Here is a 25897-nt window from a genome sequence, read left to right as displayed (position 1 = left end):
TAAAGCAACGAAACGTATACAAATACTAAAAAGAAAAAAAGGTGATAAACATGAAAGAATCAAATCAACTACAAGAAAGAGCATTACAACTATTACAAGAACGTGGTGTAACAATTGACGATATTGCTGAACTTGTTCATTTTCTTCAAAAAAAATATCATCCAAATTTAGAGATGTCAGAATGCCGTTACAATGTAGAACGTGTACTATCAAAACGTGAAGTACAAAACGCACTGATTACTGGTATCGAACTCGATGTCCTTGCTGAAAAAGGAATGCTAAGTGAACCGTTACAAGATATTGTAAAACGTGATGAAGGCCTATACGGAATTGATGAAGTTATCGCACTTTCTATCGTAAACGTGTACGGCTCTATCGGTTTCACGAACTTTGGATATATTGATAAATTAAAACCTGGTATTTTAGAATACTTAAATGATAAATCAACTGGAAAAGTACACACATTCCTTGATGATATCGTTGGCGGAATTGCTGCCGCTGCTTCAAGCCGTTTAGCGCACCGAGCTGAGCACTCAGAATAATAATGTTTTCTAGGCCGTCAGTTTCATGCTGACGGCCTTTCGTATTCCATAAGCATAAATTCTCTTCCGCGACTCAAAAAAATAGTCCCTTGTTTAAATCCGATATTTTTATATAACGTAATCGCTCTTGTATTAAATGTTGCTACGCTTAATCGAAACATTTTTGCATTAAACTCTTTCGTGGCAAACGCTATTCCAGCTTGGAAAAATTCTTTCCCCATTCCTTTCCCAGTTAACGCCGGTTTCATACCAAGTCCGATATCAATCAAATCTTCTCCATCATATAAATTAGCATCTCTTCCACCTGGTACTTGTGCATTTTCTCCAAAACAAAAATAGCCGATGAACTCTCCTTGATCGTCACAACAGCCATAATACGTTCCATCTAATAGCTCTTCTATTACTTCTTTCTCGCCTGAAAAACTATATAAACTATAAGGTTCCTCGTACGTCCACGTATTTATCTTCTTTGCTTCTTCTATCGTTAACTTATGTATATCCACTTTCTCTTTCCCCCTATTATATTTCTATTAACAATATTCGATATTCATCTTATAATTCATCTTTCTCAATATATTTTTTAAATTTATCGCTTCATTTTTATGGAAGATTTTTCTTATTATGTTACGATTAAACAGAATCATTACAAATAAGGTGGTGACAATTTGAATTACTTTTCTTATCTCTCCTCGGAAGAACGGCAAAATTTTTTCTATAAAGAACCTCTTAGTTTTTCAAAAAATATAGGGAAAGAACAACTAGCTTACGCACTAGGCGCCACACTATATACTCCTGGCACGAAAGAAACGATTGCGGAAGATATAATTAGAAAGAAACATGTGGATGCTACCTCAATTATTCTTTGTCTAGAGGACGCTATCAGCGATGAGGAAGTAAAACTTGCAGAGCAAAACATCGTCGTTCAAATACAGCAAATCGCTAACTTAGTCAGTGCCAACATACTAAATCAAGCAGACATCCCGCTTCTTTTTATTAGAGTTCGAAAGCCAAGTCAACTGAAGACAATTGTTACTGAATTAGGTAGTGCTGTTCATTGTTTATGTGGTTTTGTCTTTCCAAAATTCACACCGATTAACGGAAAGACTTATATCGATCAGCTTGCATATATAAACGAGTTATACTCATTATCGCTATATGGCATGCCGATTTTAGAATCCCCCGAAATTATGTATAAGGAAACACGGGCAGAATCATTATTACAAATAAAGGATTTACTAGATTCTTATCACGATTACATCTTAAATGTACGTATTGGTGCTACTGATTTTTCAAGTATATTTAGTATTCGGCGCAATAAATACACACCTATCTATCATATTACCGTTGTCCGTGATTGTATTTCAGACATTATTAACGTTTTCTCAAGGGCAACAAATGAATATATTATTTCAGGATGTGTATGGGAATATTTTTCTAATGATCATGAAGAAGGGCTTATTCAAGAGGTATCACTTGACCATGCAAATGGCTTAATCGGAAAGACAGTTATTCACCCATCTCATATTAAAGTTGTACAGGCAATGCACATTGTCACAATGGAAGATTATTTAGATGCGAGATCAATTTTACAAAATGCAGATACGTATAATGGAGTGCTAAAAAGCAGTTTTTCTAACAAAATGAATGAAGTAAAACCTCATTATGGCTGGGCTCGCAAAACCATTTTAAAATCTAATATTTACGGGGTGCTACATGAAAACAAACAATTCACCGATCTCCTTATTACAAACGCAAAGCAACACGTATAACGTTTTAAATAATATACAAGTCCATGTAGAAGTACGTGATAATCCATATAATTTAGCGCTAGACAATCTTTTTCAAATGGCTGCGAGAATAAATAAGAAACGTAGTTTTTTATTTGTGAGTACAATCCTTGGAAAGCATCTTCCTATTAAACCTGCAGTCTCTCTATCAAGTGGAGTTGCTCTCGCTGCAAGATATTTGGAAATACTACATAATATTTCTCATCCATTTCAAAAAGAAATTTTAAATCTCATTTCATTAGAAATTGATGAAATCCCAGAGGAAGTATTTCGTTATCAATATCCTCTGCAAGAAGAAGTTTTGTTCATCGGATTCGCTGAAACAGCGACAGCACTTGGTCATTCTATGTTTCAATGCTTTCAAAATGCAAAGTATGTGCATACAACTAGGGAATCGATACCCCACCTAGAATCTGTCATTACATTTGAGGAAGAACATTCTCATGCAACATCGCACCGTTGTTATGTAGATGAAAGCTTTTTTCAAAACAACAACCCGATTGTTCTCGTAGATGATGAGATGACAACAGGAAAAACAGCATTAAATATTATTAGATCTATTCAAAATAAATTCCCACGAGAAGAATATATAATTGCTTCTTTATTAGACTGGCGTTCTCATACTAATAGAAAACAATTTAAACAATTAGAAGAAGAACTTCAAATTAAGATTCATGTTATTTCTTTATTAGAAGGCAGTATTCATACAACTGGCCAACCATTAAATATTGCAAAAACAGATATTCAAATTAAAGAAACAAAACCTGATTTCAAAAAGCATACCCTTACCTGTCCAAAATCACCCTATACATCAAATTATATAAAATATACTGGGCGATTTGGCATTTCAGCATATGAACAAAAGCACATTCATTCTTTCGCTCAAGAAGCAGGAAAAACTTTAAAAAGAGAAAGAATGGGAAAACGAACACTCTGTCTCGGAACGGGTGAATTTATGTATATCCCAATGAAAATTGCTGCTGAAATGGGTGAAAATATTTTATATCAATCTACAACAAGAAGCCCTATCCATCCTGTTTCAAATGATGTGAACTACGCCATTCATAATCATTTCTCATATCCAAGTCCTGAAAATTCTACTATTACAAATTACTTTTATAATATTTCACCTCATAATTACGATGAAGTATTTGTTTTTATTGAGCGTGATTTAGGAGAAGAAGCCCTGTTTCCTCTTCTACAGCAGTTACAAACAGTTATTCCTTTTATTCATATCGTCTCATTTTCAAATAGCATAGAAAAGGAAGGTTGATAATTATGGTAAAAGTAAATTCTCATATTAGTAGTTACAATCCAAATGATGCTATTTTTCTATTAAAAGATATTAGTGATTTAATGAAAGAAAGTTCCACGGAAACTAGAGAACAATCAATTCAAGCTGGCACACATTATTCCGAAATGTTACCAATGGAATATAAACCATCTAAAGCGTATATGGATTTATTCTTTTCTTCCCTGCAACAATATAAACACAAACTAGCCATCGCTGTTGGAGTTGTCGCCGAACAGATTATACAAACTAAAGGAACTAACCTTGTCTTCGTTTCATTAGCTCGTGCTGGTACACCTATTGGCATTCTTATCAAACGCTACATACGCTATCAATACAACCTTGATGTACCTCACTATTGTATTTCTATTGTTCGCGGACGCGGTATTGATGAAAATGCACTCCATTATATTTTGGAACATCACCCTAAAGAAACAATTCAATTCATTGATGGGTGGACTGGAAAAGGTGCAATAAAAAAAGAATTAGAATATGCAGTACACACATTTAATGAACGAAATAATACACACATTTCTCATTGTATGGCTGTGCTTGCTGATCCCGGTTACTGTACTTCAATTTACGGTACACGTGAAGATTTTCTTATTCCTAGCGCTTGCTTAAATGCAACAGTCTCTGGACTCATTAGCCGCACTGTACTAAATGACACCTATATCGGTCCAAATGATTTTCATGGTGTTAAATATTATAAAGAGCTAGAACAAGAAGACTTATCAAATTTCTTCGTTGATGAGGTAACAGAGTTATTCCCTTCTGTTCATTCTCATATAGATAATCAATTACGTTATATTACTTCAACTTACACTGATCCCTCTTGGCAAGGATTAAAAGATATACAGTCTATCCAAAATCACTTTGAAATTGACGATATTAACTTAATTAAACCAGGAGTCGGTGAAACAACTCGTGTATTACTCCGGAGAATACCGTGGAAAATTTTAATACGTAAGCAAAACAATCCCGATTTAAAGCATATTTTACTTCTCGCTAAAGAAAAGAATGTCCCAATTGAAATCTATGAGAATATGGCTTATTCATGTTGCGGGCTCATTAAGCCTCTTAGGAAGGAAACAATATGATTTTCGCCAGTGATCTTGATCAGACGCTTATTTATTCCCGGAAATCGTTTCGTGCCCCTATAGAAGATGAATCAATTCAACTCATTGAAACTTTAGATGGGAAAGAAATTTCTTTCATATCACATAAAACCATTTCACTACTAAAAAAATTACAACTGCACTCACATTTCATCCCAGTTACAACAAGAACTATTAAGCAGTTTCAGCGTATTGCTTTATTCCAAAACGAAATCATTCCCGAATACGCCATTACAAGTAACGGCGGCAATATCCTTCATAATGGGAAACAAGATGGTACTTGGAACAGGACAGTAAAAGAAAGACTATCGGTTGAATGTATAGAGAGAAACGACATACTAAAGGAATTTGGACAAATAGCTCATAAAGATTGGGTTATATCGCAAAAAACAGCTGATGATCTATTCCATTATTGCATTATTAAACGGGAGAACATTCCTTATGATGAATTATCATCCTTCACTTCCTGGTTAGACAAACAAGGCTGGAATCATTCACTTCAAGGTAGAAAGCTATACTTTGTACCAAAACCAATTAATAAATGGGACGCCGTGCAATATATAAAAGAAATTTTGCAAATAGATACGATTATTACAGCTGGGGATTCTTTACTTGATTTATGCATGCTTGAAAAGGCGAACCATGCCTTCGCACCACTTCATGGTGAGTTAGGGGCAATGCATGATAGCTTACAACCCCATATTTTAAAAACAGACGCAATCGGCATATATGCCGCAGAAGAAATCGTAAATAAATCACTTCAAATTATTCACAGTTCATTACCTACCTCATGATCATCATATGCACAATTGCATACGCACAGCTATTAAACAGATGGTACAATTTATTTGAATCGCTGTTGCTACACTTCTTGATTAGAGAAAAGGCGTTAAAACGGAAATTAGCGTCTTATCAACCTCAAGCAATTGGCACATTTTGTCATCTTAAAAGACACTCCAACGAGTGTCTTTTTTTCTATATCCAACAAGGACTTACTCATTTCAAAGTATAAATACATAAAATAATGTAAATCATGACACGCATGAATCACTTTCTAAAAGTTATAAAGTAGATTCAAAATAAAAAAGCACTCTTAACTAGAGTGCTTTTTACTTTCAAACAAGGAGGCTACATATATGGATAGTACTCTCGTATTTAACTTTGGCATTGGTATTGTTATCATTTTATTCGTCTTCTTTGTACTTTGTATGAGCGGGGTATAAAAAGGCGATTTTCGAGCGTCTTTTTATACATACATATGTATTACTTGACTTCTATAAAATCAGTAACCATAATAGTTACAGAAATACAAATAGCTATTCACATATCCACAAATAGGAGGAAGAAAAATGAAACATGTAATCGTTTATGCACACCCGAATACAGAAAGCTTCAACCATGCGATTTTAGAAACGGTAAAAAGTGAATTAGAAGGAAAAGGTCACGAAGTACGCGTTCGCGATCTATACGAATTAAACTTTAATCCAGTATTAGGCGCTTCCGATTTCATCTCATTTTCTCAAGGAAATACACCAGAAGATATTAAAGAAGAACAAGAGCATATCTCTTGGGCTGATAGCATTACATTCATTTATCCAGTGTGGTGGGCGGGACTTCCTGCTATTTTAAAAGGATACGTTGACCGTGTATTTAGCCATGGATTTGCTTATGCTTACGGTGAAAACGGCATTGAAAAGTTATTAAGCGGTAAAAAAGGATTGTTATTATCTACAATGGGCAATACGAAAGAAGCATACACAGCAGGGGGCATGTTTGATGCAATGAAGAAAACAGCGGATGTTGGTATTTTTGAATTTACAGGCATTGAAACAATTGAGCATACATTCTATACAAGTGTTCCTTCTGTGGATGACAGTGTGCGTAAGCAATATCTTGAAGAAGTGAAAGACGTTGTGAATCGTGCATTCTAATAAAATTATATCAGCGATTTTCTAAATATATCGGCGCAACTCAGATTATATCGGCGATTTTTCAAATATATCGACTTACCGATAAAAATCAACACTAGTCACAACTGAATGTTAGCCCACACCAATCGGGCTGCCAGCAAATATCAGAAAAAAAGCTGTTCCAAAGTTTGGAACAGCTTTTTTCATTACATCTTCTCAATCCACTCCGTCAAGTTATGCACAACTTGCGTTGGTTGTACTTCGTATTCTGTTAACTTCTCCACAGTTGTGACTCCAGTGTGGACAAGAAGGGTATGCATACCAGCATTTATTCCTGCTAAAATGTCTGTATCGTAGTTATCCCCAACCATTAATGCTTCATTTTTTTCTATGCCAAGCACTTTCAAAGCTTGTTCCATAATGATTGATTCTGGTTTTCCGATAAAGATTGGATCCACACCTGTTGATACTGCTACAACTGATGTTAATGAGCCGTTACCTGGTAATAATCCTCGCTCAGTTGGGATGGCAATATCCCCATTTGTAGAAATAAACGTCGCGCCATTACGCACAGCAAGACACGCTTTTGCTAATTTTTCATATGTGATGTCACGATCTAAACCCACAACAACGAAATCAGGATTTTCATCCACAAGTTCAAATCCTTTTTCCACAAGTGCATCGTGTAAGCCTTCTTCACCAATCATATATACAGTTGCGTCTTGTTTACGTTCATAAATGAAGTTCGCAGTCGCCATACTCGTTGTGAATACTTGCTCTTCTTTCGCTGGAATATCGAAACGAACAAGCTTTTCTGCTACCTGTTCCGGTTTGCGAGTTGAGTTATTCGTAACGAATAAATATGGAATGCCGCGCTCTCCTAATGCTTTTACGAAGTCGCTTGCTTCTTCAATTTGTTCTTCTCCGCGATACATCGTACCGTCTAAGTCAATTAAGTAACCTTTATACATCGATTATGTCTCTCCTTCTATGCTAACGTTCTCACCTTATCATACCACTCTTATATTACCCGCTTTTCCAAAAGAAAAAAACGCTTTACCTTAAAGCGCCCCATAACGTTCATTTTTTCTCTTTTATTTGGTAAGAACAACTACAATCTCCCTCGCACATATTTGCTAGCGTTTTCACTTCTGCGTTCGTAAATAAACGCTTATACATTTCTTTTTCATCTTCACACACTTGCGGGAATCTCTCGGCAATTTCCTTTAACGGACAGTTTTGTTTTTCAATTACGAAAGATTTCTCTCCATCTCTCTTTATTTGAACCATATAACCATTTCTCTCTTGCATAGCTGCTATCTCTTGCACTTTATATGCTAAATTCTTTTGATTACTCACTCTCTTTTGTAACTGTTCTTCCATTCGCTTCGTTCTCTCTTTTAAAACGTAACGAAGTATTTTTTCATCACCCATTCGAGCTAAATCTTCTAGCATATCAATCGCAAATTGCTTATACTCTTTCGGGAATGTATCTTCTCCCTTTTCGCTTAATCCATACAAATAAGTTGGTCTTCCGACATGTTGCCTTACCATCTTAGAATAAATGAGTCCGTCTTTCTCAAGATTACTTAAATGTCTTCGAATCGCCATTTCTGTAATCTCTAAAACGTCAGCTAGTTCCGCTACCGTGTGCTCTCCCTTTACTTTCAACAATTGTACAATCTCGTCTTTCGTAGTACGTGCTTCCCCCATACTTCACCCTTCTCCCTTTTCTTTCTCACATACAATATAAGATCCCCAAAAGGCATTCTCTGGGGATCTTATAAGCATAATTATTCTGGTACAAATGCAGATACAGGTCCTAATTCCTTTTCTAAATAACTGCGAATATTTGCTGGGTATTTCTCTACCACTGCAATATGTTTTTGAATCGTCTTATATAATTCATCATGATTCATTTGAATATAGTCTTGCGTAAGCATTTTTCGAAGAAGGATAATTTCTTTCATCCCTTGTCCATCTTCTTCACTTATCACTCGCTCGTCCATTAAAATATCAATAATATCTTCATAGCTTCCTGGATCGCGCATAATAAATCCATCAATCATCGCATTTCCTACATCTAATACAGTATCAATAATAAGATGGGCTATGCGCTCTAATGCGTAAAATTCAAACTCGGTTTCATATATCTTTTTCTCTTGAAATGTACTTGTTGCTCGTTCTAAACATACTAGCATTTGTTCTATTTTCTTTCTGTCTACAAAATACATGAATGTCACCTACCTGGAAATTAAAGCATTTACATTTTAATTGTAACGCTTTCTTCTGAAAAAATCGACAATTTTTCGAATTCACCTTTTCTCCGTTATTTGTTATAGTTATATTTGTATGATTTTTGAAATTGGAGGAATGGAATCTTGGAACGTGAACTCGCACTAGAAATTGTCCGTGTAACAGAAGCAGCAGCCTTAGCATCCGCACAGTGGATGGGCCGCGGAAAGAAAAATGAAGCAGATGATGCAGCAACTACAGCAATGCGTGATATGTTCGATTCAGTAAACATGGCAGGTACAGTTGTAATTGGTGAAGGAGAACTTGATGAAGCACCGATGTTGTATATTGGTGAAGAACTAGGAACAGGTAACGGTCCAGAAGTAGACATCGCCGTTGATCCATTAGAAGGTACAAACATCGTTGCAAAAGGTCTTGCAAATGCAATGGCAGTTATTGCAATCGCAGACAAAGGGAACCTTCTTCATGCTCCTGATATGTACATGGAAAAAATCGCGGTTGGTCCAAAAGCAGCTGGTAAAATTAGCTTAGATGATCCAATTGAAAAAACAATTGAAATTGTAGCAGAAGCTAACAATAAAAAGATTCGCGATCTAACAGTTATCGTTCAAGAACGTGAACGTCATCAAGATATTATTGACCGTGTTCGTGCAAAAGGTGCACGCGTAAAATTATTTGGTGACGGTGATGTTGGTGCGTCAATCGCAACAGCACTACCTGGAACGGGTATCGACTTATTCGTAGGTATTGGCGGAGCTCCAGAAGGTGTTATTTCTGCAGCAGCATTAAAGTGCCTTGAAGGTGAAATGCAAGCTCGCTTAGTTCCAATGAACGAAGAAGAAGAAGCTCGTTGTCGTGAAATGGGATTAGAAGATCCTCGTCAACTTCTTATGTTAGATGACTTAGTATCTGGGGATGATGCAATCTTCTCAGCAACTGGTGTATCTGCTGGTGAGTTATTAGACGGTGTTAAATTCCTTGGCGGAGACTTAGCTGAAACATACTCTATCGTAATGCGTTACAAAACAAGAACAGTACGATTCATTAAAACACATCACCATTTAGATCATAAACCACACTTAAACTTAGATATTTAATAAAGGAGCCATGTGTATGGAAGAACGTTTCTTTCTGTACGACGATACTGTCGCTACAAAAACTCGTTTCGTTAGCTTTATGGGAGAAAATGAGCGTCACGATTTAGCGCTATTATACTCCGATCGTCATTACGGTAAAACAATTGTCCTTGATATGCAACGCAATAAATTTGCAATCATCGGTGCTGACGATTTAAACGAACCAGGCTACTTAGAGCATGCATTTTCTATGACTGAAGAAATTGCAGAAGAATTACGCTCATTTTTATTTGAACTTATATAATTTATCGTATGCACCAGCTATTTTAGCTGGTGTTTTTTCATCACAAGTATTTTGAATTTTCAATCTTTCGTGTTATAATGAAGAATAAATCTATTTGGATAGAAAGGACGTTATCTACGTATGCCAACATTTACTTTGTAATGGACCAGCAATTGGATAGCATTACTCTCAAAAAAGCACCGTGCTTTTTCAAGGGAGTAGTCTGCCCATTCCCATTACAAAGGAGCGTATTGCATCTGTAGTATGATGTTTACGGAGGTTCCTCTTTGGGGAACCTCCTTTTATTTTTGTCTTTTTCTCATGCCTTCATACTACAAGACATCCAAATAGCTGTATTACGTTCCTTTACCACTACTATAAGAGGTGAAGGAAAATGCAGAAAGTACAACTTTCTTGGAGTTTATATGAAAACGAGCAAAACACAATCGAAAAATATTGTAAAAATTGCAGACGTACTACCCTATTTACCGATACAAATATTCGTAGGCATAACGCCAACGGAAAAAACATATACCGCTTTGCCATTTATAAATGTCCGAAAGACCATACGTGGAATCAAAAACTTCGTATTTATAAAGCATTTACTGATCACGTTGAAACAGTCGATATGATGCAGCAGGATCAGCCAGAAACAACTACTACCATTTCCATTACGCAACATCAAGAAAGCGGCATAACCGAAATCACGATCGTATTAGATATCGTTTTCGGTTCCCACCGCATCGATAAAGCCTTATCCACATATATTTCCGACTGGAGCCGTACACGCATTGTGGATAAAATTAAAAATGGGGATATTCAATTGAACGGACAACAAATGAAGCCAAATACAATACTTTCTGAAGGCGATTCTATTTCAATTTGTTTATAAGGGGGAGTCTCATGCTAAATGTGAGAAAAGGTACGATGAATTTATTAGACGAATTAGATGCAATGTATACAGAATGTAAAAAAGCGCTCTTACAAAAGAAAATTTATTAATGGGATGATTCATATCCGACTCGAGAACATATTGCCTATCACTTAGAACAAGGTGAACTCTACTGCCTATTTGAGCATGATTCGCTCGTTAGTGCTGTTGTGTTGAATGAGTGGCAATCTCCAGAATATGAGCTAATTGATTGGTCAGAAACACACGGTCGCTTTCTTATCGTCCATTCTTTCGTCATCCATCCTTTCGCCCAAGGAAAAGGATATAGCAAAGTACTTTTATCCTTTTGGGAAAATGAAGCAAAACGAAAAGACTATACGGGCATACGATTAGATGCTTTCACTGGCAATCCCGTTTCATTGCGTTTGTATGAAAAGAATCATTATATTTGTCGAGGTGCTGTTTATTTTTCAAGTAAACAGCCTCCTCACAATTGGTATAACTGCTATGAAAAAATCCTCTTACAATTGTAAGAGGATTTTTTTATTTCTTCACTTTTCGTAATACAAAATGTGCGCAACCGAAGTTACAGTACTCGTATAAATACTCCGTTAACGTACTAATTTTCGTATCATATGTCGCACGTTGGTTACTATCATCAAAGAATCCGCGCAATCTAAGTTGCTCATATCCCCAGTCCCCAACGATGTAATCATATTTATTTAAAATTTCTGCATAGCGCTCTTTAAATGCTTCTTCACTAAAACCGTCACGAAAGTTTTTAATTACTTCGTACTGAACATTATTAATGCTCACCGTAGCATGAATCTCTTGCTTTTGCTCCATCATTAACTTCCTCTCTAAGCATTCTTCTTTTTATCGTATCACAAAGCATAACAACCAACAATTTCAAATACAAAAAATTGCAAATTAGTACATGCTATGGAGAAGGAGGTGATACATCGTGAAAAAACAAATTTTACTTTCCCTTCTCACTCTTTCCTTATTTGCAGGCTGCCAATCAGCGAACAAAGCTGAAATGGAACGTGAAGAAGGAAGCCGTGTTCTTGTTTCCAATAAAAACGACATGTATCATACGGAAAATACAAATACAAGACTCACAAGAGTCGGTTATTCTTCTAAACAAAAGCATGAAGTATCTAACAAACAAGTAGGGGCCATTAATCGCGAGAAGGTCGCTGAAATGATTACAAGCATGACAGTCAAACTTCCTGACGTTACAAACGCTGCTACACTCGTTACTGATGATGAAGTATTCGTTGTATACCGTGCAAACACAACGGATCCAAAACTCGTAGCGGATCAAGTATATAGAGCTGCTTTGTCCATCGTCCCTCGCTATTATAAAGCATATGTATCAACAGACCAAAAGTTGATTTCTCAAATTCAAGGGCTTCAATCTGGCGCATTAAATGATACAGAATATACACAAAGCCTCGATATGTTAAAACGAGAAATGAGTAAAAATCCTCATTTGAACAATACGGGAGATCAGACTTTGAATGATATGATTAAAAAGTAAAACAGGTGGAGAAAATCTCCACCTGTTTTATTTTTTATTACGATCCGCATAAACCTCCATCGCATCACACATAAACTGCGCTAATCCCTCACCAAACTTATCGATATTTTTCGTAAAGCGCTCATCAGCGACGTACATTTGACCGAGTCCTTTAAAAGCATCTAACGAATATTCACCGAAGTTTTGCAAGTAATCGTACCATACTTTAATAGCTGCCTGCGCCTCTTTAGAATCTGGTGCATCGTGTCTAAGCGTTGCTAAATTTCTATAAATAGCATTAAACTCCTCTTGGTTTTCTTTTGACATACCTTTTGTATATTCGTTCGCTTTATCTACAGCTACGTCTCCCCATTTTTCACGTGCTTCTTCTTCATATGGGTTATGGCTGAAATCGAATCCTTCAAATTTCTCTTTATTCGTCATTTCAATCTCTCCTTTTGTATGCTGAATTGTTTTATCAATCGTCGCAATCACCTTATCTAATCTGGCACGCTTTTCAAGAAGCATCTTCTTATGAAGCTGTAGTGCCTCTTCGCGATCAAATGATGGACTCATGATAATCTCTTTAATTTTCTTCAAAGGGAAGCCAAGCTCTTTAAAAAACAAAATTTGCTGCAATGTCTCTAAATTTTCATTGGAATACAGACGATATCCAGACTCTGTCGTCTCGTCTGGGGTTAACAACCCAATTTCATCGTAATGATGCAGTGTGCGCACACTAATTCCAACTAAATCAGCTACTTCTTTTACTCTCATTGTCATTTGTATCTCCCCCTTAGTACATACGATAAAGTATGACGCAACGTTAGAGTCAATAAGTAAATTCATTTTCTTTCTAAAAGTTTCATCTCTCCCCTATTTCATGCATAATAGATATGTACATATATTAGAAAGCGGTGAAAGTATGGTTTCAAATACTGTAATTGCCAGCATCATTTTTCAACTCATTGTCTCGATTCTGGTCCCAATTATCGTACTCGTTTATTTCCGTAAAAAATATAATATGAATTGGAAAGTGGTCGGCGTTGGTGTTCTTATCTTTATCGGATTCACCCAAATTCTTGAAACACCATTCCACCTATTTATGCGCGGTAATCCAACAATCGCTCCATTTTTAGAAAATCCGTTTGTCTTCGCAATTTATGGCGGATTGACTGCTGGTATTTTTGAAGAATTAGGACGCTTCGTTGCCTTCTTCTTCTTACTAAAAAAATATCTAGAATATAAAGATGGCTTCGCTTATGGAATTGGTCACGGCGGAATTGAATCTATTTTAATTGGCGGTTTTTCTGCATTACAAGCATTAATCTTTGCTAATTCTATTAACGATGGTAGCTTCGCTCGACTGATTGAACAAAAACCCGAGCTTAGCATTTTACAGGACATGTTAATTCAGCAACCTGCCTACTTATACTTCCTTGGTAGCTTAGAAAGAATTATGGCACTCGTGCTTCAAATCGCCTTTACAATGCTTGTTTTATACGCAGTCAAACAGAAGAAATATATCTTCCTAGTATACGCTATACTATTCCACGCATTTGTAGACTTTTTCGCGGCACTTTACCAAACAAAAACAATCAATATCTTTGTTGCCGAAGGAATTACCCTTCTCTTCACAATTGGGGCTGTCGTTCTTATTCGCAAGATGAAAGCGAAATTAATGAGTGTGCCGGAGTAAAAAATAACCCACCGATTGGTGGGTTATTTTTTATGGATTGTCGCAATGGTGATAGCTTTTTCCTTCTTGCAGCTCCCTCTTTGTTTCTGCATCTATAACGATGTACTTATGGAACTCTTCTACTTCATTTTGAGAAAAGGAAGCGAAAAAATAAACTTGGCGATCAGGATGAACAAAAAAATCTTGAAGCATCACACTACTCCGACAACCCATGATTGTTTTTTGTAGGAAAGAAAATTCCTCATCAGCCACTTCTTTAAATAAGATTTTTTTCCGAACACTATATGCTGCATTATTGTATTCTTTATAGATTTTCTTATCTAACTGTTTATAAAAAACATCCTCACTCACAAATGACTTATTTCGATTGCTTGGATAATTTAGTTTTTGATTCGACTCTGCATAAGTTGTGGACAAGTGTATAAAAAAACAAAGACTAAATACAATACATATCATTTTATTCATGATTGCACCTCAAATGTTCATTATCCACATTACTTTTCCACATATTTAAATCAATATGCTGTTTCCAATAAAAAGGAATTATTTCTACATTTGTCGAAGTATATAGCGTCAACTTGAAAGATGGGGATGAATTATGAAGAAAATTATTGTAATACGACATTGTTCAGCAATTGGGCAAAAACGTGATGATGAATTAACGACCGATGGAAAAGACCAAGCAAACACCCTTGCTACATTCCTCTTAGAAAATCATCTACAAATCGATCATATTATTTCAAGCCCATTTGTCCGAGCTATCGATTCCATTCGGCCCTATGCGCTCCAAGCTAACTTATCTATCCAAGAAGATGAACGATTAACTGAACGCATATTGAGCAACATTCCAATGGATGATTGGATGCAAAAACTAGAATCTACTTTTACAAATATAGATATTGCCTTTTCAGGCGGAGAGTCAACAAAACAAGCAACAGACCGGGCCCTATCGCTTATTCAAGACGTTTTACAATTAAACCATACGACAACACTACTTGTTACACATGGCAATTTACTTACACTCATTTTAAAGCATTTTGATCATACGATTGGCTTTAATGAATGGAGAACTTTAACGAATCCTGATATTTACGAAATTACAATCGACGAACAATGTATCATAAAACGCTTATGGGAAACATCGTCCAAGTAATATCCCTTTCCAAAACATTCAGTTGACGCCACGAGAAGAGACTGTTCTAACAATAGAAAGGGGTATCATTTCATATGTACGAAGACGTACTTGCTTTACTACATAAAACAAATGTTTCTTATGAAAAATTCGAACACGAACCAGTACTCGATTATGAGACGGATCGGATCGTACGCGAGAGACTTGGCTTACAAGGCACTCCAAGTAAAAGCTTATTTTTAAAATCAAAGTCTGAAGATTATTACGTATTTTTTACGTTAGAGGGCACAAGGCTCAACCGGGGAGAGATGAAAGAATTAACAGGAGAACGCTTATCTCTCTGTTCTCCTGATGAACTGCGAGACAAAACTGGTTGTACGCCGGGATGTGTGGCTCCTTTCGGATATTCACACGATGTAACAATTATTGTGGATAACGCTATTTATAAGTACGATAAAATTTTAATTACACCTGGTGTTCCTGAATTTACAATTGAATTATCCACAGAAGAATTAAAAAAGATTTTATTAACATGTCCAAATACCATTTTAGAGTACAAACAAAAAGAGAGCTAATCATTAGCTCTCTTTTTTCATTATTTAGCTTCTGCTGTTTTTTCTTTTGCAGAACGTACTTGCTCGTCCGCATGGTAAGAAGAACGCACAAGTGGGCCAGCTTCACAGTGGCTAAATCCTTTGCTAAGTGCAATTTCTTTAAGCTCTGCAAATTCTGCTGGTGGGTAATATTTAAGAACTGGTAAATGCTTCTTAGATGGTTGTAGGTATTGCCCAAGAGTTAAAATATCCACATTGTTTGCACGTAAGTCATCCATTGCTTCAATTAAATCTTCTCTCGTTTCGCCTAAGCCCACCATAATGCTCGATTTAGTTGGAATATCAGGCTGCATTTCTTTCGCTCGACGTAAAAACTCTAATGAACGTTCATATTTTGCTCTAGCGCGAACTCGGTCAGATAATCGACGTACTGTTTCAATGTTATGGTTTAAAATATCTGGTTTTGCATCCATTAACATTTTTAAGTTTTCTTCTACTCCACCCATATCAGATGGTAATACTTCGATAGACGTGAATGGGTTTTTACGACGTACTGCGCGTACTGTTTCAGCAAAAACAGCTGCTCCCCCGTCCTTTAAATCATCACGTGCAACCGCTGTTATAACAACGTGCTTTAAGCCCATTTGTACTACTGAATCTGCTACGCGTTCTGGTTCTTGTAAATCAAGCTCAGTTGGTAAGCCTGTTTTAACCGCACAAAAACGACAAGCACGTGTACAAACCGCACCTAAAATCATAAATGTTGCTGTTTTTCTTACAGCCCAGCATTCATGAATATTCGGACATTTTGCCTCTTCACAAACGGTATGAAGATTCTTAGAACGCATCATTTTCTTTAAGCCTGTATAGTTTTCATTCGTGTTTAACTTAATTTTCAACCATTCGGGCTTGCGCTTATATTCTGTTTGTTTTGTCATGGTTATCAACTCCGCACAATATGAAATAGTTTACCGTGTTCGCTTCTTTCAATGTAACATATCTATTCTAACGTATGAAAGCGATTTGCTCAAATGAAGATTCTAAGATTTTTTCCAATCGTTCCCTATAATGAAATACTCCGTATATCCCACACTAAAAAGAGTGATGTTGTGAAAGGAGTCTATTTCATGCTTCGAAAAATTTCTCTTTTGCTTTCTATTTGTTTTCTTCTCCACCAAAACATCGCTTACGGTGAAGATAATCAGCAAAGCATATACGAAAAGCGCATGGCACTATATAAAGAAACCGAGCAGTCTTCAGGCATTCCATGGTATTACTTAGCTGCAATGGATCAATATGAAAGAAATATACGGAGCGTAAGAAAAGATATTCCGAAAAAACCAGATGCCATCATTTCCCTTTATTTCAAACCAGAAATATGGGCTGGACCTATTAATAGTAACGATACTCTCCCCCATACAATTTCTCTATTTGGCGGAATAGGTTTAGATGGTGACAAAGATGGATTTGCAAATGCAAATAGCGACCGTGATCTTCTGCATACCGCAGCGACTATTTTAAGGAAACAAGGAACGTCAGAAGACCGTATTAAAATTATGCTCTGGGAATATTATAGACGTGCAAAAACAGTTGATTTAATTAGCGAATATGCCCAAATTTATAAACATTATGGCCGTATTAATTTAGAGGGAAATGCTTTTCCTCTTCCGATCCGTAGTGACCATAGCTACCGTAGTACTTTCGGCGCTGGAAGAAGTTTTGGGGGTAGAAGGATTCATGAAGGAACCGATATTTTTGCCGGATATGGCGTGCCAGTAAGATCGACTTGCTATGGCATTATTGAAACGAAAGGTTGGAACCGCCTTGGTGGATGGCGCATTGGTATTCGCGACCTTCATAACAATTACCATTATTACGCTCATTTAGGCGGGTTCTCAAAAGAAATACAGCTTGGACAAATTGTTGAGCCAGGGAAAGTAATCGGATTTGTTGGTAGCACTGGTTATGGACCTCCTGGTACAGCCGGAAAATTTCCGCCCCACTTACATTTTGGCATGTATAAAGACAATGGCTATACAGAATGGGCCTTCGATCCATACATGCATTTAAGCCTTTGGGAACGCAAAGAACGAGCAAATACAAAACGATAACCGTAGCTGCATTGCTACGGTTATTTTTTATCCATTAAAAGCCTGGCTGAGCCGGGTTTCACTTTATTTACAACTAACTATCTGTTTTCTTTTTATCAGGTACAGCAACACTTCCACTTCCATAATACGTAGGCACTTCCCCTTGAACGATACGCGTCGCAATCGGAACATTTTGTTTCACCGTTATCTCTTTCGTATGAAATGGAATAATTACTTGCAATGTTACTTCCATTTCCATAACAATTTGAATTGCTGTAGTATTAATCCCATGCGGCTCAATTTTTTGTTTAATATTTGTATTCACATGCCCAATTGGCGTGAAATGAATCGGAATATCCGGTCCTATATTACCAAGAAGTGCATTATCAGTTACACGCCCAAAAGGAACTGCCATAGTCGCCCCGTTTTTTTCAGAAATACCTAGCTCCTTCAACTTCCCTTGTTCTACTTGCTGCAAATATTTTTCTATGTACGTGGTCGTTGACGTTACGATTTCATTTACTTGCTTTGTATTTAAATTAATTGTAGATACTTTTCCGTTTTTATCATTCTGTACTTTCATTAATGAATCTACATCGAATCCTTCATTAATTCGATCCTTTACTGCCTTCGTCATAATTGCCGTCGCCATTTTATGCGTCTCTACTTCCCCATATTTAATTAAGGTCGGCTGAATATTATTATTCACAATCCACAACCCTTGCGTAAGTAATATAATAAAAAGAATAAACGACATAAGCAGTATATACCGAAAGGCAATAGGTCCCCTTCGAAACCGCGAGTTTTTCGAGCGAAATATACTCATAAAAAAACCTCCTTCTTATATCATTTCTATGCAAGAAGGAGGGACGATATATGCTTATCTCATTTTTAATAATGCTTCTTTTCCAATCGTTCCTGCTGGAATGCCTAATGCTTCAGCTCCAGTCGTTACCGATTCTAGCGGCGCTTCAAGAAGTTGTTCAATCGTTCTTACACCAACCGCACGGCCAGCAATAATTCCTCGATCACCTAACTTCTCATTTAAAAGACCTACATCTAATGCACCACACATAATATATCCTTTATCGCTCATTACAGCTAGCAAATTTGTCTTTGGAAGTTTCACGCTAACCGCAATAAACGTATAATTATCAATTATAATTGGCTCCACATTAACCATAGTTCACACTCCTCTCTTTCTTATCTGTATGACAAGAGAAAAATGAGTGTTACAAGTTAACTAGCCTATAGTTTAACGGAAGATGTATAAGTTATTAACATATCTGTTAACACATCTCTAAGTAGTTCTGGCATATAATATTGTTTGTCAGAAAGTGTGGATAGCTCTGGGTATAAGTAGCCAAATGTAAACATATCAATTGTTCCTACTGTATATATACGATCTAATTCCAGCGATTCCCCGTTAATTAATACATCTTCGAGTAAAATTTTATTCCCAGGAATCGTATCTGGAATTACTTCTACACCCGCGTAAATCATTTTCCCCATCACTTTCCCACGAAATCCGAATCCTTTCACCTCAAGATTCTCCATATTCGGCTTACGTGCTTTCAAAATAACTTCTCTTAATATCTTTCCTGGAACTTTCAAAGCACACGGATTAATTGGATGTGGACAAATTCTGTGAATATCTCCGCGCGTTACGACACCCTCTTCTAACCCTTCAAGAAGTACACCAACATTCACCATGCCAACTTCTGCACCGCACCATGTTTTCAGCGCACTTGCTAACATATGAGAAAACGGCGTCTCATGAAACCAATCAACCTGTAATGACTCTTTTAAATGAACGACAGGCTCTGCCATTATATGCTTACTTTCTTCCTGCAGTATTTCAATTGTGGATAACGGCTCGCTATAAGCACCTAACCGTTCCGCCTTAATCGCTCTACCGTCCTTTTTCAACAGCTTCTTCGTCTCTTTATCCACAGTAAGCTGCACGTGCCCAACGTAACGTCCCCACTTTTCACAGCAACAAAGTAAAGTATTATTCATTAGAACACCACGCTCAAATAAATGATGCGTATGTGCCCCTAAAATAACATCTATATCATAATGCTCTGCCATATACTCATCCATACTTTTTCCAAGGTGAGAAAGGACAACTGTTATATGAGCCTCATCTCTCACTTCTTCTAAAATAGACTCTAAATGGATAAGCGGATCTTCAATATGCCAATCGAGCATTTGATAAAACTCTGGATACGCAACAGTTAACCCGATAAAAGCAATCGTAATCCCATCTGTCGTTGTATGTAATTTATAAGGCTTTGCCCATGATGGACGTACACCTTCTTTTTCAAATAAATTTGCAACAAGTACTTCAAATCCAGCATCATCATAGAGCCGATTTAAATGCTCTTTCGCTAACGTAATTCCTTCATTATTTCCGATCGTTACATAATCATATAACGCCTCATTTAAAAGCTTCGTATTCCCAAGCCCATTTGTCGCTTCCGAAATACTATGAAAACGATCCACATGATCGCCGATATCAATCGTCAAAACAGTCTCTCCCGCTTCCTGTCTTCGCTTTTTCTCCCCTAGAACAAACCGAGAAATTTGCGGCCAATTTTCAAAATGACTATGTATATCGTTTGTATGATAAAGGTGGATGATTGTTTCTTTATTTGTATTCAGAGAAAAAACCTCCTCTCAGTTCCTTACTGCCATTTACGCTATGCGCACACAATAATCCTGTAAATACTTTTCGTCTTTTCTTGCTATTTTACATTGTACTCGCATTGTGAGAAAAAGCAAAAGATTGTCCTTTTTATATGAGAAACTTTTGCTAATGCAGGAAAGAATTCCAGATAATGGAGGGATGGGGGTGGATTTGTCAAAAAGTTTAATAGAGAATTCAGTGGGTGGTTGTTCAAGTGGATTTGTCAGTATCTTTGTCTTAAACCTAGTCGTTCTCTGTTCTTATAAAATGTTTGGGGTATGTGAGGATTTTCTTTTGTCTTATCTTGTCGACAAATCGATATTCCTTGTCGAAACGTTGATATATTGAAATAATCGTTGATATATTCCCGTTTATGATCGATATATTTGAAAAATCGTTGATATATTTAGCTGAACACCCACCCGGGTATCCTCTCCCGAGCCAAGCCAAGACAAATCCGCAAAACAAAAAAGCGCCCTGCACAGCAGGACGCTTTCTTCATACATATATTATCCAGTTCCAGCGGCTAGAATAAGCCGCTGCCACTTTTAAATATGTCCAGCTTCGCCTCCTAGACCTTCATGTCTAAGAACCTTCCGCACGAGAAGATAAAAAGCATCTTCTGTGCGAAAGAACCTTAGCCAACGGGTCTGAACAGTCGGCTCCGCATTTCTATTTAACCAATAGAACCTTCCATCTCAAACTTGATTAGGCGGTTCATTTCAACTGCGTATTCCATTGGAAGTTCGCGAGTGAATGGCTCGATGAAGCCCATTACGATCATTTCTGTAGCTTCTTGCTCAGAAATACCGCGGCTCATTAGGTAGAATAATTGTTCTTCTGATACTTTCGATACTTTCGCTTCGTGCTCAAGTGAAACGTAATCGTTTTTGATTTCGTTGTAAGGAATTGTATCAGATGTAGATTGGTTATCCATGATTAACGTGTCACACTCGATGTTAGAGCGAGAGTTTTTCGCTTTTGGTCCGAAGTGTACGATACCACGGTAAGTTACTTTACCACCATGCTTCGCAATCGATTTAGAAACGATTGTTGAAGACGTGTTTGGTGCTAAGTGAATCATTTTCGCACCAGCATCTTGGTGTTGGCCTTTACCAGCAATCGCGATAGATAATGTTAAACCACGAGCGCCTTCGCCTTTTAAGATAACTGCTGGGTATTTCATCGTTAATTTAGATCCGATGTTACCGTCAATCCATTCCATCGTTGCGTTTTCTTCACAAACCGCACGTTTTGTAACTAGGTTGTATACGTTGTTCGCCCAGTTTTGGATTGTTGTATAACGGCAATATGCATCTTTCTTAATGATGATTTCTACTACCGCACTGTGAAGTGAGTTAGTCGTGTAAACAGGTGCTGTACAACCTTCTACGTAGTGTACGTGTGCGCCTTCGTCTACGATGATAAGCGTACGCTCGAATTGTCCCATATTTTCAGAGTTAATACGGAAATACGCTTGAAGTGGTGTATCAACTTTAACACCTTTTGGAACGTAGATGAATGATCCACCAGACCAAACTGCAGAGTTTAATGCAGAGAATTTGTTGTCTGTTGGTGGGATTACTTTTCCGAAATGCTCACGGAAAATATCTTCGTTCTCTTTTAATGCGCTATCTGTATCTTTGAAGACGATTCCTAGAGCTTCTAGGTCTTCTTTCATGTTGTGGTATACAACTTCAGATTCGTACTGTGCAGATACACCAGCTAAATATTTTTGCTCAGCTTCTGGAATACCTAATTTATCAAATGTTGCTTTAATTTCATCAGGTACTTCATCCCAAGACTTCTCAGATTTCTCAGATGGTTTTACGTAGTACGTAATTTCATCGAAATCTAAGTCGTTTAAGTCGCCGCCCCATTGTGGCATTGGCATTTCGTAGAACTTATCCAGTGATTTTAAACGGAAGTCTAACATCCACTGTGGTTCTTCTTTCATACGTGAAATTTCTTCAACGATCTCTTTTGTTAAACCGCGTCCAGCACGGAAAATCGAAACGTCTTTGTCTTTGAAACCATATTTATAATCGCCGATATCTGGCAGTTGCTTCGCCATGTTGGTGTGTCCCTCCTTAGATAACCTCGTTTTTAGGAACCTTTAACATTACTTATCTTCGTTTAAGCCCTTTTCTAACGCTTTCCACGCTAATGTTGCACATTTAATACGTGCAGGGAACTTGCATACGCCTTGTAATGCTTCAATATCTCCTAAATCGATGCTGTCATCGTACTCTTTTCCTAGCATCATGTCAGAGAAAATTTTCGAAAGCTGAAGTGCTTCTTCAATTTTCTTACCTTTTACTGCTTGTGTCATCATTGAAGCTGAAGACATTGAGATTGAACATCCTTCACCTTCAAACTTCGCCTCTTGCACAATACCTTCTTCTACTTTCATCGTAAGTTGAATACGATCGCCGCAAGTTGGATTGTTCAAGTTAACGGTGACACTATCTTCTAACACGCCATGGTTACGAGGATTTTTGTAATGATCCATAATAACTTGACGATATAACGTATCTAAATTATTAAATGACATTTGTGAAATACTCCTTTGTCTTGATTAGCGATTCAACAAATGTATCAATTTCTTCTTTTGTATTATATAAATAGAAGCTCGCACGTGCTGTTGAAGAAGCTTTTAGCCACTTCATAAGCGGTTGTGCACAGTGATGTCCTGCGCGAACTGCAATGCCTTCTACATCTAATACAGTCGCTACATCGTGAGGATGTACGTCTTCAATATTAAATGTAACAAGACCAGCGCGATGCTTTGGACCATAAATTGTAACGCCATCTACTTCTGATAGTCTTTCTAAAGCGTATTGCGCTAATTCATGCTCATGCTTTTCAATATTATCAAGACCGATTTCTTCTAGGAAATCAATTGCCGCACCAAGTCCGATTGCATTACCGATAATCGGTGTACCTGCTTCAAACTTCCACGGAAGCTCTTTCCACGTAGATTCTTGTAAATCTACGAAATCAATCATTTCACCGCCAAATTCAATTGGCTCCATATTGTTCAGCAATTCTTTTTTACCATATAATACGCCGATACCTGTAGGTCCGCACATCTTATGAGCAGATAATGCGTAGAAATCACAGTTTAAATCTTGTACATCCACTTTCATGTGAGGTGTACTTTGTGCACCATCAACGACCATAATTGCGCCATTTTCGTGTGCGATTGCTCCGATTTCTTTTACAGGGTTAATCGTTCCAAGTACGTTTGATACTTGCATAATAGAAACGATTTTTGTATTCGGTGTAACTGTTTGACGAACATCTTCTAAAGAAATTGTACCGTCTGGTTGAAGCGGAAGGTATTTTAAAGTTGCACCAGTTTTCTTCGCAACTTGTTGCCACGGAATGATATTACTATGGTGCTCCATGTAAGAAATAACGATTTCATCGCCCTCTTTTACATTTTCAAGACCATAGCTAGCTGCTACTGTATTTAATGCAGTTGTCGTTCCGCGCGTGAAAATAATCTCTTCCATTGATTTCGCGTTAATAAACTTGCGAACTTTCTCACGTGCACCTTCATACGCGTCGGTAGCTTTCGTACCGAGCGTATGAACACCGCGATGCACGTTAGAATTATATTCTTTATAGTAACGTTCTAACGTTTCAATGACTTGAATTGGTTTTTGAGAAGTTGCTGCACTATCGAAATAAACAAGTTGTTTGCCGTTCACTTTTTGATCAAGAATTGGAAACTGTTTGCGTATTTCATGAATATTCATTAGCGAACTTTCCTTTCAATTACCTCAACAAGCTGTGCCTTTACTCCTTCAATTGGAAGCTCATTAACTACAGGTGCTAAGAATCCATGGATGACTAAACGTTCTGCTTCGCGTTTTGGAATACCACGGCTCATCAAGTAGTATAGTTGGACTGGATCTACGCGACCTACTGAAGCTGCGTGACCTGCCATTACATCATCTTCGTCGATTAAAAGAATTGGGTTTGCATCACCGCGTGCTTTTTCATCTAACATAAGAACGCGAGAAGATTGTTGTGCATTTGATTTAGATGCACCGTGTTCAATCTTACCAATTCCGTTAAAGATAGATGTTGCACTATCTTTTTGTACACCGTGTTTTAAAATCCAACCTTCAGAGTGTTTACCGAAGTGAACAACTTTAGTTGTAAAGTTTTGTGTTTGGTTACCACGGCCAATTGTTACTGTTTTCGTATCAGCATATGAACCGTCGCCCATTAAGTTCGTAACGTTCTCTGAAATTGTGTTTCCGTCATTCATAAGGCCTAGAGCCCAATCAATACGGCCGTCGCGTCCTACAACGCCGCGGCGGTTAACGTAAGTTGTTACGTCTTTTGCTAATAGATCAACCGCACCGAATTTCACTTGTGCGCCTTGTTCCACGATTACTTCTGCCACGATATTTGCAATACCTTTAGCATTTTCATTTGCAACATAGTTTTCTACATAAGTTGCAGTACTGTTCGCATCAGCTACGAATAGCACGTGATTATATACGTTAGCTTCTTCGCCATCTACTAAGAATACAGCTTGAAGTGGAGTTTCAAGAACAACGTTTTTCGGAACATATACGAATGCACCGCCGTTGATTAATGCAGCATGAAGTGCAGTTAGACGATGCTCGTCTACTTTCACGCCGTCTTTCATTAAGTACTTTTGTACTAGTTCAGCATGCTCAGTTGCAGCTGTTACGATGTCTGTGAAAATAACACCTTTTTCTTTTGCTTCGTCTGCTAAAGAAACGAACGCAGTTGTACCAGTGCGTTGTACTAATACGCTGTTATTTTCATCGATTAAGTTTTTCACTGCTTCTGGAAGTTCAGTTAAAGAACTTACAGGCTCTTGCTTAGCAGCGTCGCCTTTTCCGATAAAGTCCCATTTGTCAATTTTCGTTTTATCAGGCGTTGGCATTGGAAGTTCAGTTGCTTGTGCAAGAGCTTGTAAGCGGAACTCAGTCAACCAAGCTGCTTCGTTTACTTCGCTTGCGCGTTGACGGATTGTTTCTTGATCGAAAGGTAATGTACCGATTGTCAT

The 25897-nt window shown here is 37.3% G+C and carries 29 protein-coding genes and 1 pseudogene; 15 read left to right on the top strand and 15 right to left on the bottom strand.

The annotated features are described in order from the left end of the window. The first annotated feature begins 50 nt into the window (after positions 1-50). Positions 51-542, top strand: a complete 492-nt coding sequence (locus ACTFP3_RS26600) for a phosphatidylglycerophosphatase A family protein (RefSeq protein ID WP_000665103.1) — start codon at positions 51-53, stop codon at positions 540-542. A gap of 23 nt (positions 543-565) precedes the next feature. On the opposite strand, the gene ACTFP3_RS26595 is transcribed toward ACTFP3_RS26600, so the two are convergent. Next, the gene (locus ACTFP3_RS26595; RefSeq protein ID WP_000351158.1) at positions 566-1045 is read right to left on the bottom strand and encodes a GNAT family N-acetyltransferase; all 480 of its coding nucleotides are present in this window, start codon (positions 1043-1045) and stop codon (positions 566-568) included. A gap of 162 nt (positions 1046-1207) precedes the next feature. Here ACTFP3_RS26595 and ACTFP3_RS26590 point away from each other — a divergent pair, with 162 nt between their 5' ends. The 5 genes from ACTFP3_RS26590 to ACTFP3_RS26570 all read left to right on the top strand — a co-directional run bounded on the left by ACTFP3_RS26590 (position 1208) and on the right by ACTFP3_RS26570 (position 6669). Continuing rightward, entirely contained in the window at positions 1208-2311 is a 1104-nt protein-coding gene (locus ACTFP3_RS26590) for an HpcH/HpaI aldolase/citrate lyase family protein (protein ID WP_440011678.1), read from the top strand. Further along, the gene (locus ACTFP3_RS26585; protein WP_326035842.1) at positions 2256-3602 is read left to right on the top strand and encodes a phosphoribosyltransferase family protein; all 1347 of its coding nucleotides are present in this window, start codon (positions 2256-2258) and stop codon (positions 3600-3602) included. The genes ACTFP3_RS26590 and ACTFP3_RS26585 overlap by 56 nt, the downstream gene beginning before the upstream one ends. Positions 3603-3607: 5 nt before the next feature. Beyond that, entirely contained in the window at positions 3608-4720 is a 1113-nt protein-coding gene (locus ACTFP3_RS26580; protein WP_152122581.1) for a cysteine protease StiP family protein, read from the top strand. Then, a complete protein-coding gene (locus ACTFP3_RS26575; RefSeq protein ID WP_049107544.1) occupies positions 4717-5532 on the top strand; it encodes an HAD family hydrolase in 816 nt (271 codons plus the stop codon). The genes ACTFP3_RS26580 and ACTFP3_RS26575 overlap by 4 nt, the downstream gene beginning before the upstream one ends. A gap of 555 nt (positions 5533-6087) precedes the next feature. Beyond that, on the top strand, positions 6088-6669 hold the full coding sequence (locus ACTFP3_RS26570; RefSeq protein WP_000683439.1) for an NAD(P)H-dependent oxidoreductase: 582 nt from the start codon (positions 6088-6090) through the stop codon (positions 6667-6669). 185 nt (positions 6670-6854) lie between these two features. Here the strand turns inward: ACTFP3_RS26570 and ACTFP3_RS26565 are convergent, their stop codons facing one another. The 3 genes from ACTFP3_RS26565 to ACTFP3_RS26555 all read right to left on the bottom strand — a co-directional run bounded on the left by ACTFP3_RS26565 (position 6855) and on the right by ACTFP3_RS26555 (position 8882). Then, positions 6855-7619: a TIGR01457 family HAD-type hydrolase gene (locus tag ACTFP3_RS26565; RefSeq protein WP_326035841.1), complete on the bottom strand. Its 765-nt coding sequence runs from the start codon at positions 7617-7619 to the stop codon at positions 6855-6857. Positions 7620-7728: 109 nt separating this feature from the next. Next, positions 7729-8361, bottom strand: coding sequence for a helix-turn-helix transcriptional regulator (locus tag ACTFP3_RS26560; RefSeq protein ID WP_326035840.1), 633 nt, complete (start codon positions 8359-8361; stop codon positions 7729-7731). Positions 8362-8441: 80 nt separating this feature from the next. Further along, positions 8442-8882: a DUF86 domain-containing protein gene (locus tag ACTFP3_RS26555; protein ID WP_000274010.1), complete on the bottom strand. Its 441-nt coding sequence runs from the start codon at positions 8880-8882 to the stop codon at positions 8442-8444. Between the two features lie 147 nt (positions 8883-9029). Between ACTFP3_RS26555 and glpX the strand changes: the two genes are divergently transcribed. From glpX to ACTFP3_RS26535, 4 genes and pseudogenes are all read left to right on the top strand, one after another. Then, complete coding sequence (gene glpX, locus ACTFP3_RS26550; protein WP_000439090.1) at positions 9030-10001, top strand: class II fructose-bisphosphatase; 972 nt, start codon at positions 9030-9032, stop codon at positions 9999-10001. Positions 10002-10017: 16 nt separating this feature from the next. After that, entirely contained in the window at positions 10018-10284 is a 267-nt protein-coding gene (locus ACTFP3_RS26545; RefSeq protein ID WP_000392606.1) for a DUF3055 domain-containing protein, read from the top strand. Between the two features lie 373 nt (positions 10285-10657). Then, on the top strand, positions 10658-11155 hold the full coding sequence (locus ACTFP3_RS26540; protein ID WP_440011675.1) for a cytoplasmic protein: 498 nt from the start codon (positions 10658-10660) through the stop codon (positions 11153-11155). Positions 11156-11166: 11 nt separating this feature from the next. Then, positions 11167-11688, top strand: a pseudogene (locus tag ACTFP3_RS26535) (GNAT family N-acetyltransferase). Positions 11689-11698: 10 nt separating this feature from the next. Here the strand turns inward: ACTFP3_RS26535 and ACTFP3_RS26530 are convergent. After that, positions 11699-12001, bottom strand: a complete 303-nt coding sequence (locus ACTFP3_RS26530; RefSeq protein ID WP_000435943.1) for a YutD family protein — start codon at positions 11999-12001, stop codon at positions 11699-11701. 118 nt (positions 12002-12119) lie between these two features. Between ACTFP3_RS26530 and ACTFP3_RS26525 the strand changes: the two genes are divergently transcribed. Next, entirely contained in the window at positions 12120-12698 is a 579-nt protein-coding gene (locus ACTFP3_RS26525; RefSeq protein WP_000744132.1) for a YhcN/YlaJ family sporulation lipoprotein, read from the top strand. A 27-nt stretch (positions 12699-12725) separates the two neighbouring features. Here the strand turns inward: ACTFP3_RS26525 and ACTFP3_RS26520 are convergent, their stop codons facing one another. After that, entirely contained in the window at positions 12726-13460 is a 735-nt protein-coding gene (locus ACTFP3_RS26520) for a MerR family transcriptional regulator (protein WP_266008560.1), read from the bottom strand. 100 nt (positions 13461-13560) lie between these two features. On the opposite strand from ACTFP3_RS26520, the gene ACTFP3_RS26515 reads away from it, so the two are divergent. After that, entirely contained in the window at positions 13561-14376 is an 816-nt protein-coding gene (locus ACTFP3_RS26515) for a YhfC family intramembrane metalloprotease (RefSeq protein WP_002164635.1), read from the top strand. A 30-nt stretch (positions 14377-14406) separates the two neighbouring features. Here the strand turns inward: ACTFP3_RS26515 and ACTFP3_RS26510 are convergent, their stop codons facing one another. Further along, positions 14407-14841 (bottom strand): hypothetical protein, encoded by a 435-nt coding sequence (locus ACTFP3_RS26510; RefSeq protein WP_266008562.1) that lies wholly within the window; start codon positions 14839-14841, stop codon positions 14407-14409. Positions 14842-14974: 133 nt separating this feature from the next. Between ACTFP3_RS26510 and ACTFP3_RS26505 the strand changes: the two genes are divergently transcribed. Together ACTFP3_RS26505 and ACTFP3_RS26500 are read left to right on the top strand one after the other, a co-directional pair. After that, the gene (locus ACTFP3_RS26505; protein WP_086385643.1) at positions 14975-15529 is read left to right on the top strand and encodes a histidine phosphatase family protein; all 555 of its coding nucleotides are present in this window, start codon (positions 14975-14977) and stop codon (positions 15527-15529) included. Positions 15530-15603: 74 nt separating this feature from the next. Continuing rightward, positions 15604-16083: a YbaK/EbsC family protein gene (locus tag ACTFP3_RS26500; RefSeq protein WP_086385644.1), complete on the top strand. Its 480-nt coding sequence runs from the start codon at positions 15604-15606 to the stop codon at positions 16081-16083. Between the two features lie 20 nt (positions 16084-16103). Here the strand turns inward: ACTFP3_RS26500 and lipA are convergent, their stop codons facing one another. After that, positions 16104-17000: a lipoyl synthase gene (lipA, locus tag ACTFP3_RS26495; protein WP_000166372.1), complete on the bottom strand. Its 897-nt coding sequence runs from the start codon at positions 16998-17000 to the stop codon at positions 16104-16106. A 189-nt stretch (positions 17001-17189) separates the two neighbouring features. Here lipA and ACTFP3_RS26490 point away from each other — a divergent pair, with 189 nt between their 5' ends. After that, positions 17190-18173 carry a M23 family metallopeptidase gene (locus ACTFP3_RS26490; RefSeq protein ID WP_000944665.1) on the top strand — a complete coding sequence of 328 codons (984 nt, stop codon included), beginning with the start codon at positions 17190-17192 and terminating at the stop codon, positions 18171-18173. A gap of 73 nt (positions 18174-18246) precedes the next feature. Here ACTFP3_RS26490 and yunB read toward each other — a convergent pair whose 3' ends face one another. The 7 genes from yunB to sufD form a co-directional block, all read right to left on the bottom strand. Next, complete coding sequence (yunB, locus tag ACTFP3_RS26485) at positions 18247-18978, bottom strand: sporulation protein YunB (RefSeq protein ID WP_012593364.1); 732 nt, start codon at positions 18976-18978, stop codon at positions 18247-18249. A 54-nt stretch (positions 18979-19032) separates the two neighbouring features. Further along, entirely contained in the window at positions 19033-19335 is a 303-nt protein-coding gene (locus ACTFP3_RS26480) for a YunC family protein (RefSeq protein WP_000248466.1), read from the bottom strand. Positions 19336-19400: 65 nt separating this feature from the next. Next, the gene (locus ACTFP3_RS26475) at positions 19401-20792 is read right to left on the bottom strand and encodes a bifunctional metallophosphatase/5'-nucleotidase (RefSeq protein ID WP_440011700.1); all 1392 of its coding nucleotides are present in this window, start codon (positions 20790-20792) and stop codon (positions 19401-19403) included. Between the two features lie 725 nt (positions 20793-21517). Then, positions 21518-22915: a Fe-S cluster assembly protein SufB gene (sufB, locus tag ACTFP3_RS26470; protein ID WP_001118827.1), complete on the bottom strand. Its 1398-nt coding sequence runs from the start codon at positions 22913-22915 to the stop codon at positions 21518-21520. A 48-nt stretch (positions 22916-22963) separates the two neighbouring features. Next, positions 22964-23395 carry a Fe-S cluster assembly sulfur transfer protein SufU gene (sufU, locus tag ACTFP3_RS26465; protein ID WP_000009523.1) on the bottom strand — a complete coding sequence of 144 codons (432 nt, stop codon included), beginning with the start codon at positions 23393-23395 and terminating at the stop codon, positions 22964-22966. Continuing rightward, positions 23385-24605 (bottom strand): cysteine desulfurase SufS, encoded by a 1221-nt coding sequence (gene sufS, locus ACTFP3_RS26460; RefSeq protein ID WP_001020767.1) that lies wholly within the window; start codon positions 24603-24605, stop codon positions 23385-23387. The genes sufU and sufS overlap by 11 nt, the downstream gene beginning before the upstream one ends. After that, on the bottom strand, positions 24605-25897 hold the full coding sequence (sufD, locus tag ACTFP3_RS26455) for a Fe-S cluster assembly protein SufD (protein ID WP_000152167.1): 1293 nt from the start codon (positions 25895-25897) through the stop codon (positions 24605-24607). The genes sufS and sufD overlap by 1 nt, the downstream gene beginning before the upstream one ends.

The sequence above is a fragment of the Bacillus cereus group sp. MYBK5-2 genome, from assembly GCF_051915685.1.
GTDB lineage: Bacteria > Bacillota > Bacilli > Bacillales > Bacillaceae_G > Bacillus_A > Bacillus_A cereus.
The sequence above is the reverse complement of the archived record's forward strand: the minus strand, read 5'-3'. Positions and strand labels throughout refer to the sequence as shown.